The sequence below is a fragment of the Citrifermentans bremense R1 genome, from assembly GCF_000426865.1.
GTDB classification, from domain to species: domain Bacteria; phylum Desulfobacterota; class Desulfuromonadia; order Geobacterales; family Geobacteraceae; genus Geomonas; species Geomonas bremensis.
This window is the reverse complement of record NZ_AUGE01000026.1, coordinates 1-13375: the sequence shown is the minus strand read 5'-3', so window position 1 is coordinate 13375 and position 13375 is coordinate 1. Positions and strand designations below refer to the sequence as shown.

14 protein-coding genes are annotated in these 13375 nt (G+C 55.6%); 8 read left to right on the top strand and 6 right to left on the bottom strand.

What is annotated here, in order from left to right:
* The first annotated feature begins 79 nt into the window (after positions 1–79).
* The 5 genes from K419_RS0114635 (at position 80) to K419_RS0114605 (ending at position 5119) form a co-directional block, all read left to right on the top strand.
* A complete protein-coding gene (locus K419_RS0114635) occupies positions 80–439 on the top strand; it encodes a hypothetical protein (protein WP_026842247.1) in 360 nt (119 codons plus the stop codon).
* A 127-nt stretch (positions 440–566) separates the two neighbouring features.
* The gene (locus tag K419_RS22815) at positions 567–782 is read left to right on the top strand and encodes a hypothetical protein (protein ID WP_156912216.1); all 216 of its coding nucleotides are present in this window, start codon (positions 567–569) and stop codon (positions 780–782) included.
* Positions 783–1554: 772 nt separating this feature from the next.
* Positions 1555–2694 carry a GDP-mannose 4,6-dehydratase gene (gene gmd, locus K419_RS0114615; protein WP_026842245.1) on the top strand — a complete coding sequence of 380 codons (1140 nt, stop codon included), beginning with the start codon at positions 1555–1557 and terminating at the stop codon, positions 2692–2694.
* A 23-nt stretch (positions 2695–2717) separates the two neighbouring features.
* A complete protein-coding gene (locus K419_RS0114610; RefSeq protein ID WP_026842244.1) occupies positions 2718–3692 on the top strand; it encodes a GDP-L-fucose synthase family protein in 975 nt (324 codons plus the stop codon).
* Positions 3693–3766: 74 nt separating this feature from the next.
* Positions 3767–5119 (top strand): phosphohexomutase domain-containing protein, encoded by a 1353-nt coding sequence (locus tag K419_RS0114605; RefSeq protein ID WP_026842243.1) that lies wholly within the window; start codon positions 3767–3769, stop codon positions 5117–5119.
* A gap of 157 nt (positions 5120–5276) precedes the next feature.
* Here K419_RS0114605 and K419_RS0114600 read toward each other — a convergent pair whose 3' ends face one another.
* On the bottom strand, positions 5277–6011 hold the full coding sequence (locus K419_RS0114600; protein ID WP_026842242.1) for an OB-fold nucleic acid binding domain-containing protein: 735 nt from the start codon (positions 6009–6011) through the stop codon (positions 5277–5279).
* A gap of 447 nt (positions 6012–6458) precedes the next feature.
* On the opposite strand from K419_RS0114600, the gene K419_RS0114595 reads away from it, so the two are divergent.
* The 3 genes from K419_RS0114595 to K419_RS0114580 all read left to right on the top strand — a co-directional run bounded on the left by K419_RS0114595 (position 6459) and on the right by K419_RS0114580 (position 9986).
* Positions 6459–7730, top strand: coding sequence for an OmpA family protein (locus tag K419_RS0114595; protein ID WP_026842241.1), 1272 nt, complete (start codon positions 6459–6461; stop codon positions 7728–7730).
* A 370-nt stretch (positions 7731–8100) separates the two neighbouring features.
* Positions 8101–9411, top strand: coding sequence for a hypothetical protein (locus K419_RS0114585; protein ID WP_051293053.1), 1311 nt, complete (start codon positions 8101–8103; stop codon positions 9409–9411).
* A gap of 119 nt (positions 9412–9530) precedes the next feature.
* Positions 9531–9986 (top strand): hypothetical protein, encoded by a 456-nt coding sequence (locus K419_RS0114580; protein ID WP_026842239.1) that lies wholly within the window; start codon positions 9531–9533, stop codon positions 9984–9986.
* Between the two features lie 96 nt (positions 9987–10082).
* Here the strand turns inward: K419_RS0114580 and K419_RS22125 are convergent, their stop codons facing one another.
* The 5 genes from K419_RS22125 to K419_RS0114555 form a co-directional block, all read right to left on the bottom strand.
* Complete coding sequence (locus K419_RS22125; RefSeq protein WP_051293051.1) at positions 10083–10508, bottom strand: tetratricopeptide repeat protein; 426 nt, start codon at positions 10506–10508, stop codon at positions 10083–10085.
* A 54-nt stretch (positions 10509–10562) separates the two neighbouring features.
* Positions 10563–10877, bottom strand: coding sequence for a hypothetical protein (locus tag K419_RS0114570; RefSeq protein WP_026842238.1), 315 nt, complete (start codon positions 10875–10877; stop codon positions 10563–10565).
* 69 nt (positions 10878–10946) lie between these two features.
* Positions 10947–11765, bottom strand: coding sequence for a tetratricopeptide repeat protein (locus tag K419_RS22120; RefSeq protein ID WP_051293049.1), 819 nt, complete (start codon positions 11763–11765; stop codon positions 10947–10949).
* A 76-nt stretch (positions 11766–11841) separates the two neighbouring features.
* Positions 11842–12750 (bottom strand): NHL repeat-containing protein, encoded by a 909-nt coding sequence (locus tag K419_RS0114560; RefSeq protein WP_026842237.1) that lies wholly within the window; start codon positions 12748–12750, stop codon positions 11842–11844.
* A 5-nt stretch (positions 12751–12755) separates the two neighbouring features.
* The coding region (locus K419_RS0114555; protein WP_026842236.1) for a cytochrome c3 family protein at positions 12756–13375 on the bottom strand (620 nt) is incomplete at its 5' end.

The following is a 13375-nucleotide window of genomic DNA, read 5'->3' as shown; positions in this document are numbered from 1 at the left end:
TGTAAAGCCTGAAAACGGTTGCCCGGACCAGGCCTGAGTTGGTATAGTGCGCGGCGATCAAAACAGTTGAGGGGGCAGCATGTCGGATACCGAAAACCAGATGGGATTGTTCGAATCGGGAGAACTCCTGCCCGAAAAGCCGCTCGCAGCCCCGGTGACCCCGCCGCAGCCCGAACCCCGCCCACGCCACCGCCCCGCAGCAAAGCCGGCCGACAGCCCCGCTGCCGTCCGCCGTGAGAGACCGGAGAAAAGGGCGTCCCGCAAGAAAGAGCAGGCAAAGGTGCCGGTGAAGGCTGTCTCTGGCCTCGTTCCCGAGGGGGATGTGCGCCTCACCGCCAACATCAGGCAGGACCTGCACCTGAAGCTAAAGATAGCCTCGGCGTACCGTAGAACCACCATCGGCGAGATCATCGAGGAACTGGTGGAGAAATACGTATAACTTCCCACCACCCCGTCCACCCTTCTTGGGCCATAAAGTGGCGCGCCAGATCCGCAATCATGGGATTCAGGATCTTTCTTGAGGGCCGGTGCAGGACGGCCAGAAGACCTGGGTGGCGGCTCCCGTAATGAAAGTATCGGTCGGCCAGGAGGTGCAACTGCTCCCCGGGGCCCAGATGGCCAACTTCAGCAGCAAAACCTTGAACCGCACCTTTGAAAAGATCACCTTCTCGGCAGGTGCCATAGCCCCGACTGCACCGGCCGCACCGGCGGCGGAGGAGGATATACCTATGTCTGCCTGGAACATGATGGCAACAAGACCTGGGTGGCAGTCTCTAGCTTGAAAGCCAACGTCGGCGATGAAATGGCCATCCTTCCGGGGAACGTGATGACCAACTTCGTCAGCAAGAGTCTCAATCGCACCTTCGACAAGATCATCTTCTCTGGTGGCCCTGTCGCCAAATAACGAAAACCGCAGATCGCCGGCGCACTTACCACCTTCGACTTCAAGACCATGGGAACCTCGGCGCCGGCCTCCCCCGCGAACACAGTGCAAGACGACTGCGTCCGCTGCCACACCACCACCGGCTACCGCAACTACGTCGACTCCGAATTCACCGACATATAGCTGCCTAAACATGAAGGCCTCGTGGCGAAACCATCGAGGCCTTCCTTTCCCCCCTGACTCCCAAGCTCCAGTTTGGGAACCCTCTGCCGTGCAACTGCTGGTTCCTTGCATATCGCCATACCGAAGCTCCGCTTCCATTTTTGCATGCAGCCGCACCCCGCAAAGCGGCGTAATCCCGCGTAAACCCTGGCACTCTGCTCCTTTTTTGGTTGCTTTTTACCTCATATTAAACTACTAATATCTGTCGCCTTCGGCACAGGATCCCACCCTGCCGCCGGCCCATCCAGCGCTTCTTCACGAGGGTTTTCCCGGACGCTACCCACCCCTGCCGCGGTTTCGGCTGCCCCCTTGTCGGTCCCCTTGGTCCCCCAAACAGGGGCGGGGCCGGATCGGCTCAGACAGAGGCATCTCCCGCAGCGGTTCAAGCATGGCCGTGCGGCCGAGAACGGCTTCAGGAACTTCGACGGAACAAAAGAGGAGATAGTTACATGGCAAAAGTAGCTCTTATCACAGGCGTTACCGGACAAGACGGTGCATACCTCGCCGAATTCCTGCTCAAAAAGGGTTACGTCGTGCACGGCATCAAGCGCCGCGCCTCGCTCTTCAATACGGACCGGATCGACCACCTGTACCAGGATCCGCACATCGAGAACCGCGACTTCATCCTCCACTACGGCGACCTGACCGACTCCACCAACCTGATCAGGATCATTCAGCAGGTGCAGCCCGACGAGATCTACAACCTGGCCGCAATGTCGCACGTCGCCGTTTCCTTCGAGACCCCCGAGTACACGGCAAACGCCGACGGGCTCGGGACGCTGCGGATACTGGAAGCGATCCGGATCCTTGGGCTGGAGAAAAAGACCAGGTTCTACCAGGCCTCCACCAGCGAACTCTACGGGTTGGTGCAGGAAGTGCCTCAATCGGAAAAAACCCCCTTCTACCCCCGCTCCCCCTACGCGGTTGCGAAGCTTTACGCCTACTGGATCACGGTCAACTACCGTGAAGCTTTCGGCATGTACGCCTGCAACGGCATCCTCTTCAACCACGAGTCCCCGATCAGGGGAGAGACCTTCGTCACCAGGAAGATCACCCGTGCCATAGCCCGCATCTCCCTTGGGCTGCAGAGCTGCCTCTACCTCGGCAACCTGAGCGCCTTGCGCGACTGGGGGCACGCCCGCGATTACGTCGAGATGCAATGGCTCATGCTGCAGCAGGATGAGCCGGATGATTTCGTCATCGCCACGGGTAAGCAGTTTTCCGTCCGGCAGATGGTTGAAGAAGCGGCCAAGGGGGTCGGCATCGGCATGCGCTGGGAGGGCGAAGGCGTCAACGAGATCGGCATCGTTGCGTCCATAGACAGCCACGGCACCAAGACCGAGGGGGGCGCCGCCGGCCACCTGCAAGTGGGACAGACCATTGTGAAAGTGGATCGCCGCTACTTCAGGCCGACCGAAGTGGAAACCCTCTTGGGAGACCCGAGCAAGGCACGGCAGAAACTAGGGTGGGTTCCGAAGACCACGTTCGAGGAACTGGTGGCCGAAATGGTGCATTCGGATCTGGAGGAAGCGCGCCGCGACGAGCTCTGCAAGCATCACGGCTTCAGCACCTACAGCTATCACGAGTAGCAGCGAGGACCGTCAGTTCCAATATGAATACCAACGCCAAGATTTTTATCGCAGGCTCCAAAGGGCTTGTCGGTTCCGCGCTGACACGCAGCCTCAAAAGCGCCGGTTATCGCAATCTCCTCACCCCGGAGAAAAAGCGGCTCGACCTCACCGACCACATCGGGGTCAAGGCCTTCTTCGAAAGCGAAAAACCGGAGTATGTCGTACTGGCCGCGGCCAAGGTGGGAGGGATACACGCCAACAACACCTACCCTGCCGACTTCATCTACCAGAACCTGGTAATCCAGAACAACGTGATCCACCAGGCTCACTTAAACGGTGTGAAGCGCCTGCTCTTCCTTGGCTCCTCCTGCATCTACCCAAAGCACGCGCCGCAGCCGATGCGAGAGGAGCACCTTTTGACCGGGCCGCTTGAGCCGACCAACGAGCCCTACGCCATCGCCAAGATCGCCGGCCTCAAGATGTGCGAAGCCTACAACCGCCAGTACGGCACCAAGTTCATCGCGGTAATGCCGACCAACCTGTACGGCCCCGGGGACAACTTCGACCTGGCCAACTCCCACGTGCTCCCCGCGTTGATCCGCAGGTTCCACGAAGCAAGGGAGCAGCGACAGCCGGAGGTCGTGGTCTGGGGGACCGGCACCCCGCGCCGCGAATTCTTGTACGTGGACGACATGGCTGAGGCCTGCCTCCACCTCATGAATCTGCCGGACAGCACCATAACCGAAGAACTCACCACCTACCCGAAGCCCTGTTTCGTGAACCTCGGCACCGGCGTCGACGTCACCATAAGGGAGCTGGCGGAAACTGTGCGCGAGATAGTCGGCTTTGAGGGGCAGCTTATCTTCGACACCAGCAAGCCCGACGGTACCCCGAGAAAGCTGCAAGAGGTATCCCGGATGAAGGTGCTGGGATGGGAAGCGAAGGTGACACTGAAGGACGGCATCGCCAAGTCTTACCAGTGGTTCCGGGAGAACCAGGGCAACTTCCGGAAATAAATAAAAGGGGACAGGCTGGTTTTTCAGACCAAAAAGTAGCCTGTCCCCCTTAAATGTATGGGGAGAATTTTCTGGTGAGCGACCTGCACTGCTTCAAAGCCTACGACATCAGGGGGAGAGTCCCTGATGAGCTGAACGAGGACCTCGCCTACCGCATCGGCCGGGCCTACGCCACTTTCCTCGCACCCAAGAAGGTCATCGTCGGGCGTGATGTGCGCCTCTCCAGCGCCTCGCTCTGCACCGCGCTCGCCAACGGCCTTACCGACAGCGGGGTGGAGGTGTACGACATCGGCATCTGCGGCACCGAGCAGGTCTATTTCGCCACCTTCAGCGAGAAGATGGACGGCGGCATCATGGTAACCGCGAGCCACAACCCCATGGACTACAACGGCATGAAACTGGTGCGCGAAGGCTCCCGCCCCATCAGCGGCGACACCGGCCTGAACGCCATCCGCGACCTGGCCGAGCAAAACCGGTTCGGGGAGGTTTCGGCGAAGGGTAGCGTGCACCCGTTCGACATCGAGGAGAGCTACGTCTCGCATCTCTTGGGCTATCTCGACCCGGACACGCTGAAGCCGTTCAAGATCGTGGTCAACGCCGGCAACGGTTGCGCAGGGAGAACCATCGATCTCCTTGAATCCCGCCTCCCCTTCAGCTTCGTCAAGGTTCACCACGAGCCCGACGGCACCTTCCCCAACGGCATTCCGAACCCCCTGCTGCCTGAGAACCGCTCCGCCACGGCCGAGGCGGTACTGGCGCATGGAGCGGACCTGGGGCTTGCCTGGGACGGCGATTTCGACCGCTGCTTCCTTTTCGACGCCAAGGGGAACTTCATCGAGGGGTACTACATCGTCGGGCTTTTGGCAGCCGCCATGCTGCAGAAGCACCCCGGCGCCCGGATCATACACGACCCGAGGCTCACCTGGAATACGGTCGACGTGGTGACGGCGGCGGGGGGCGTGCCGGTGATGAGCAAGACTGGACACGCCTTCATCAAGGAGCGGATGAGGGCCGAGGATGCGGTGTACGGCGGCGAGATGAGCGCCCATCACTATTTTCGCGACTTCGCCTACTGCGACAGCGGCATGGTCCCCTGGCTCCTGGTCCTGAACATCATGGGGAAAACAGGGAAGACGCTGGAAGAACTGGTCGAGGAGAGGATGCGCCTTTTCCCGGCCAGCGGCGAGATCAACAGAAAGCTCGCCGACCCGTTAGCCGCCATCGAGCGGATCGGCAAGACCCACAGGGAAAGCGCCTTGAGCATCGACGACACCGACGGAATGAGTATGGAGTTCGCACAATGGCGCTTCAACCTGCGCTGCTCCAACACCGAACCGGTGCTGCGGCTTAACGTCGAGTCGAGGGGCGATCAGGCACTTATGAACGAGAAGACAGGGGAACTCCTCGCGCTGATCGACAAGGTGTAATCCCACCCTCCCCATGCGTGTGGGGTGAAATGAAAACCGGCGCCGATCTTTCACAAGAAGGCGCCGGTCGAGATTTATTTTCTACGCCTGGAGATTGGCAACTTCAGCAATCCGGGGCCATATCCCTTCACCGTTCAGGTCATCTTGCCGTCCCCTCCTATTTGGATTTCACGCTTCCAAGTTCCAGAATGGCCCTGTATTTGTATCCAGACCCGAAATCTTTGTCCTTGGCTAGGGTCCCAGATATGGTCACCACGTCCCCAACGTTTGGTAGGGCATTCGTGGTAACCACCAGATCGTTGTTTTTCTGCATTGCAGAACCGGAGCCGTCCTGTATGTGAAGCCAGTTCCGGCCCATAATCCGGGGAGTGACCTTCATCACCTTCCCAGAAACCGAGACCGTCTGTTTGTCAAGTTCGTCGATTTTGTCATAAATGTCTGCGATAGTGTGTGCGTCAGCACCTTTAGCCGCTTCAACAACGATCTGTTCCTTCGATTCCGGCACCTGTCCGCTGCTACCGGTCGACTTTTTGCTGAGTAAATCCGTCTGCGCCTCAGACAGCGGAGCACCGCAGAACATGATCAGATCAAAAGTCCGTTTCAAAGCCTTGCTTTCAAAGTCCATCATGGGAGTGCATCCCGTAAACCCAAGTTGCTGCCCCAACTTCACGTTGGCCATGGGAGGACAAGCTACCCATGCCTTTTTACCGTCTTTCTCTAGGTTGATATAGGTATAATCCCCTGCAGTCGTTGTCTCTACAACCTTGCCAGTCACCCCAGAGTTCACCGCCATGGCGCCCCCCATGCTGTTCAGGGGAACATCGGAGCAGGCCCCAAACCCAGGAGCAGAAGTTACTAGGACTGCGGTCAACATGCTTATCATTTTTTTCATCACAACTCCTCGCTTTTGAAGTGGTGCCAAATACCAGGCATGATCGTTTCATCGCCAAACAAAATACCACTACTGGCCACACGGAAACAAGCAGATATGTGTGCGAAGAAAAACATCCTCCGTGACAGAATCATCCAAGCGGCATTTTCACATCCACAGGTTCTAGAGGGGTGGCACGGCCTAATAAAATTGTGTGAATGCGGAAGCGAATCCTACCATTTCCAAAGATCTGCCTCTCGGCGGTTAGCGCCGCCCCAAACTATTAGGAGGCCCATGCTATAGAAGAGGATAAGATTGGCTTCACACAGCTTTTGACTCTTGCTGATAAATAAAGTATATTCCACGCACTTGAAGTCATTAGGCATTACAACAAATCCGCAGCGCGGGATGCGAGATGCGGCGTTTCCTGTGTGAGCCGAATACAATGCCATGAAAAGGATCGCAATAATGAATGCTATAACGCGCGTGTTCATTCCACCGGCACTGATTGCCTTGCTGCTGATTCTACACACGCAATGCCTAGCGGCGGACAAATACGACAGTTTCACCACAACCCCTGTAGTAGGTATCTTCAGTCCAGGCAGCTTCAGTTCCCTCAAGCCTGGCTTAATGGCAGGGGTTAAGGTTGACAAACAACTGACAGACGCTTTTGGGATTGAGGGAGACATCAGCATGGTAGGTGCCGACGCAAAATCGTCAGGCAGCACTACCCTATACCTAGTCACCATTCAGACTATTTATCCTTTTCTCGAACGCCCCAATTTAACTCCATTCTTGACGTTCGGTGCTGGCGGACTCATAGCTGACAAAGGGTCATCGAGCCCTTTAGTAAACTTCGGTCTCGGAGCCAAGTACTTCATAAAAAAGGATGTCGCCTTCAGGTTTGATTTCCGGGATGTCGCCGCAAGCAGCCAGGGAAACAGTTTCGAATTAACTGCAGGGGTAAGTTTCGTCTTCGGCGGAGAAAAGAAGCAGCCCCGCCACAGGGCACGCCCACAGATTGCCACAGCGACACCTGTGACGAATCCTGCGTCCACCGCTGCCTCGACTAGCCTGCCGACACAAACGGCTAAAGACCAGCCTGTTATGACGCATAGGGAAACTCCTAAGCCAGTTCCCGTATCCCCCGTATCCCCATCATCCCCCGCGCCTGCAACTGTTGCAAAGACGCCGCAGAGTCTTGACGTTCCAGCGATCGCCACGCCCGGCATTGCCTCCTCTGCATCAAGCGTGCAGCCTCCCCCTGTGGCTGCAGAAATTGCAAAAACGGCACCGGCACCACGAGAGAACGCCAGCACCGAAGCAACAGACCAGGCAAAACAAATAGAACCAGAAGCTGAAAAAAAACCAGCGTCAACACCTTCCGTGGCAGTTGCCGCCCCATTGCTCAAAGCCACCTTCGAGTTCGACCGCAACAGCTACAAAATCAAACCGAGCTTCACCGATGTGGGTAGAAAAATCGGCCTGTTCATGAAGCGAAACCCACAGATCATTGCACAGATCCATGGACACGCCGATATTACCGGCAGCGATGACCACAACCTCGCGCTTTCAGAGAAACGCGCAGTGCGAACAAAGCAGTACCTGATGAAAATGTACAATCTCTCTGCCGAGCGGTTCGAAATTCGCACCATGGGCAGTTCCGAACCGATCGCCGATAACGCGACAGAGGCCGGTCGCAAAAAAAACCGCCGGGCCCTCGTCATCGTTTTAAAGTAACCCTTCCCCCCAAAATGCCTTTTCAGAGACAGCCGTCCCCCTGTTTTCTCTGAAAATGCACCTCTTCAGCCGGGGCAGTAAATGGCCTGCTGCCCCGGCGCCCCTGCACTGTTCAAAACCTGCACCGCGCCACCCACCTCGCAAAACATTTATAATTCCTGCAGCTTACTCCACAAGAGGCAAGATCTGATCAGACCTTTGCCTGTTTGTAGAACAGCTGCAAAAGGATAACCTTTTTCATAGTTTTTTTGACTAACGCATATTTCGCTTTAAATTCAACGAGATGCTGACTCCTCCCCTATTAAGTATCATCTGGCGTACAATTTGTACAGGTAGTCAGTGAAAGCCAAAATGAGGGAGGAAAACCATCATGCTCACGACCTGCCTTAAGCACAAGTCAACCAAAATGTTTGCAATCCGTCTATTGACGACCGCAAGCATCTTTCTCTGGGCCAACAATTCCCATGCAGCATATTTGAGCGGCAACGCCAAGCCCTTTCATAACGGCGGCACCGGAGAGTGCAATGAGTGTCATTCAACTGGCGCCGTCGACAGTGGAGCACCCCGACGCGGTAACCTGTTAGGTAGCGATGCAAGTTCCACGTGCCTCCGGTGCCACCAGTCCCCCGAAGGGTTTCAACACGAACCCTATCAAGTCGCTACCAGCGGTATCGAGTTAGTCGAAGGGGTCGCTCCAAGAGAACTCACCCCCGGCGGTGACTTCGGCTGGTTGAAAAAAAACTACCGATGGTCCGGTGAAGGCCGGGATAAAGAAGCCAGCCAGGGAGAGCGCCACGGTCACAACATAGTAGCTGCGGATTACGGCTATTCAGCGGACACCAAACTTTCGACAGCGCCGGGGGGTAACTTCCCTGCCAACGCGTTATCCTGTATCAGCTGCCACGACCCGCACGGCAACTACCGTAGGTCCGTAGACGGAGCGATCAGCAATGCCGGCAAACCCATCATCGCCTCAGGCTCCTACAATAACAGTCCCGAGCCAGATGCATTCAGCACCGTCAGCGTCTACAGGATGCTGGCAGGCAAGGGATTTCGTGCCGCGCCCGGCGTCGAGTTCACCGCCGACCCGCCGACTGCGGTAGCGCCATCGGCCTATAACAGGGAGGAATCCTCAACTGATACACGAGTCGCCTATGGAAGCGGGGTGTCCGAATGGTGCAGCAACTGCCATGGCTCGATTCACGATGCCGGCACCGGCAGAGCCACCCAGCACCCCTCAGGGAAACAAGGCAAACTGAGCGCAGAGATCACCTACAACTACAATGCCTATCTCTCCTCAGGAAACCTGAATGGCTCCGCCGCGACCGCCTACAGCTCTCTGGTGCCTTTTGAAATGGGAACAGATGATTACTCAGTGCTCAAGTCGACAGCCAACAGCAACGGCTCGAACAGAAGCGGTGCTACGATGGACTCCAACGTCATGTGCCTGTCCTGCCACCGTGCCCATGCCTCCGGTTGGGACAGCAGCATGAGGTGGAACGCCAACACGACCTTTATCGTGTACGACGGAAAGTATCCAGGCACGGATAACGGTGCCCCTGCAGCCATAGCGCAGGGACGGACCTCTACCGAAGTGAAGATGGCGATGTATGGCAGAAGAGCATCTGATTTCGCCGTGTATCAAAGAAGTCTCTGCAATAAGTGCCACGCCAAAGATTGATAGCCAGCGGGGGGCAAGTCTAATTGGAATCAATGGTAGTAAAAGCTATTAATATCTGATCGACAGTGTTATAAATAGCCGGGGTTATGCCTATTCCAATTACTAGAGGACCAATTCGAATGACGAGATTTACCACCGCTTTACTGGCTATCGCACTGCTTTTACTGTCCATCAACTGCCATGCCGCTACCATTCCAAACGGCTATGAGGACATCAGATGGGGCACCATGTTTCACAAAATCGTGGAAGCATACCCCAAGGGTAAAATGACAGAGTACAACAAGCAGATGGTGTACACCCAGGAGAAACCGGATGAAACCATAGCGTCTCGCATGTTTGTCTTCAAGGACGGCTTGATGGTGAGCGTCGCTGTCACATTTGAAGGTAAATACGTAACCAAAACAGGCGTGGAGAAACTAAAGCAAAAGTTCATTCAGCAGTACGGCAAAGGGAAGGCAGGCAAGCAGGGTTCGCATATGTCGACCTACGTTTGGAACGGAAAGCAGACAAAGGTGTCGTTCCTTTATGTCCCTAATCATCCTGAAATGACCGTGCTCCAGTTCGAAAAGATATAATTGCGGCAGGTTATAGCAACAAAAAAGCCTCCTCAAAGACGATATCTTTGGGAGGCTTTTTCTTATGCCATCGATGTTCAACGCAGCTGAAATCCCCTAGTCAGCTCCCTTCGTGAGCCTTTTCAAAGCGTCTTTGGCAGGGGCAAAACCCTTGAAAGAAGCTTTTTTGAACCACTTTATCGCCTCGCTCTCATCCTTGTCGACCCCGTAACCATTGGCATACATCACACCCAGCCGGTACATGGCCTTGACAGACCCTTTCTCGGCCGCTTTCATATACCATTCACTAGCTTTCACACCATCTTCCGTGACGCCTTCGCCGTGCTCATACATATAAGCGACCATATAAAGCGAGCCTTGGTCATCGTCGAACATGAATTCTTTCATGGCGTTCTGGTAGTCCTTCATGAGGTACAGCTCACGCCCTTTGCCGTAGTCGGCTCGAACCGGCGACGTTAAAAAGCAAACTCCGGCAATAACAGCAGTGGAGAGTATGTACTTATTAAAGATTCTTCTTTTCATCAAGTTCTCCTTGGCGCCTTGGTAATACCTTTACTTCGTCCATAAAAGTTATGCCTACTCCTTCACGAACTTGTCGTCCTCGATGACGAGAACTTTCTTGCCTTGGAATCTGGCGAGCACGTTTTTCCCCACCGGGGGCTGAATGCTCAACTGGATGGAATCATCATCACGTAGCGCCCAGACAAACCGGATGTCGTGCGGAAGATTCACACCAGCGGGGGGATTCATGATCCCGGTCTTGTTTTCATTGAACTGAAAGCTGCCGCTTTTGCCTACCCATTTGCCAAGAAGCCTGCTTTCGGGTTTGCTGCACGATATGACGGTGGCCAGGGAAACAAACACCAGAATTCCCACAACTAATCTTTTCACACCCTACCTCCTGACCTACTATGTTCCTGAATTTTGACACATTTTCTGACGGCTTTTGCGGACCTTCGCCTACTTCCCGAGCAACTGAAGTTCAGATGCTGCATTATGGTTACCTTGCGCTGCAGCCTTGCGAAGCCATGCCACAGCCTCGTCAGCGTTGCGAGCGACGCCTTTACCATGCAGGTAGCACTTTGAAATCTGGTACTGCGCATCGCCGTGCCCAGCCTTGGCAGCTGACAGCAAAAGCCTGGCGCCCTCTACCGCGTCCGGATCGATGCCGTCACCTTCAGAAAGCATCAGGCCGTAGTAGTATTGCGCCTGAGCATCGCCCTGTCCGGCAGCCTTGCTAAACCAGAGGGCAGCTTCGCGCTTGTCCACCCCGAGATCCCGACCTAAGTAATAGATCAGGCCCAGATTGACCTGGGCGCGCACCATTCCGCGCTCGGCGTCACGACGGTACCATTTGGTCTCTACGTCTTCTTTAAGGGCGTACAAACGCTCAAGCTCGGCCTGCGCCTCCTGGTTGCCCTGCGCACCTGCTTTGCGGTACCACTTTACGGCCTCAGCGGGATTTTCCTCCACGCCGTCGCCGGTTCTATACATCTGCCCGAGGTTCACCTGAGCATCCTCATTACCGAGAACGGCGGCCTTCAAGAGCCAGTGCACCGCCTCGGCTTTGTCCTGACGAACACCATCTCCTCTGTAGTACATAAGGCCAATGTTATTGAGGGCCTGCGCCCCGCCATCCGCCCGGTAGAGTTGCAAGGCCGTTTCATAATCTCCGGCGTTTAGGGCTTTTTCGGCCATGTCCAAATTGCTGGCTGCAATTGCAAGGGAACAGATTAGAGAAGATGCCAACAGAACAAAACCGGGCAGAGATTTCTTCATCGTCGTTATCCTCAGCCATGCAAGAGTCCGGGTGACAGATCACCCGTTGGTATGGAGGTGACGGTCTTTACAAGGGCTACTTGAAGCTTTCGAAGATCTGCACCCGGGAATTTCCACGATCGGCTATGAAGACATTCCCGTTTTTGTCAAAGCAAACCTGGCTAGGGTAGTACAACTGGCCGGCTTTCCAGCCCAGGCCCAACTGGCGCCCCTGAAAGCTGCCATCTGGGGCTATGGTCACGACGGCACCGCCATCCTGATCCAGCAGGTAGAATTCCCCTCCCCGGCTAGCGGCAGTCACATAACTGGCGAAATTCATGTAGTCATGCAGATCCTTGGTGAGCGGCGTGAACTGGGTGGCATCCTTTTTTGCCACATACAGTCTGGCACCAACGGAATCGAGCAGGATGACGTCGCCGCCAGGAGTCACAGCAAGGTCCGTGATAAAACCAAATCCCGCAGGGAACGGTATCTGGCCAAGAAGTTTACCGTCCACGGCCACATGCAGCACGCGCTCGCCGCTTATGTCAAGAAGGTAGATATTGTTAGCGCCATCCACCTTGAAGCTCTTGATGAGGTACTTATCCGGTTTAGTCACACCATAGGGGGTCACGAAACCGGCGAAGCTGCCATCAGGGTTGAGATGTGCAACCTTCTGTTGCTTGCTGTCAAGGACAAAGATGTCGTTCTTTGCGCCGAACTGCACTTTAACAGGAAACTGAACCTGGGGGAGTTTAATCTCCTGCCCCCCCTTGAGAGCCCTGTCCTGAAAGGTGTAACGCAGAAGCCGTCCGTTGCCTGTGTCGGCGACCACGACATCAGACTGGTCGTTGCAGGCGACACCCTCGGGGCTCTTGATGAGCCCCTCCTTGTCATCGGCGCTGATGGTGGTAAGGAACCGGAGCTTAAGTGACCCAGCGGCAAATGACTGGACCGGCACAAGCAGGACCAGAAGCAGAAGGTTGGCGTATATCAAGGCTCGCATGTCAATTACCTCCGGAATTTTTCGTGGCACTGGACGCACAGTTCACTTACCGTGTTGAACGGCATCAGACCTTTGTACTCGGTCCCATGAGAACGGTGGCAACTCAAACAGTTAAGCGTTGCGTTCTTGTTTCTCGGATCCTTGTACTTGTCGCCGATCGGGTGCGTAGAGTGCTTCATCCAATCGTGGCAGGTGGCACACACGTCGATGACTGAGCCCTGCTTTTGGAGCAATTGGTAGTTCGAGGAATGCGGATCGTGGCAGGCGGTACAGTTACCAGAAGCCACCGGCTCATGCTTGGTCACGGACTTGTTCTGTCGCTGAATAGTGTCGGCATGGCACTTGCCGCAAACAATCAGCATCGACTCCTTCAGCAACCCCTTTTCCCTACCCGCGTGGGGGTTATGACAGGTGAGGCATCCTTTTTTACTGAACAGCGGTGAGTGGACCTTGCTCTTGCCGAAGGTCGAGTTGTACATGTCGTTGTGACAACCCTTGCAAAGTTCGCCGCCCTGGCGTTTGGTCTTCAGGGCGTTGGGCGAGGCGGACTCTTCGTGGCACTGGTTGCACATCTTGCTTGCCACCGGTTTGTGCACGTTGTTGTACAAGATCCCCTGCACGCTAG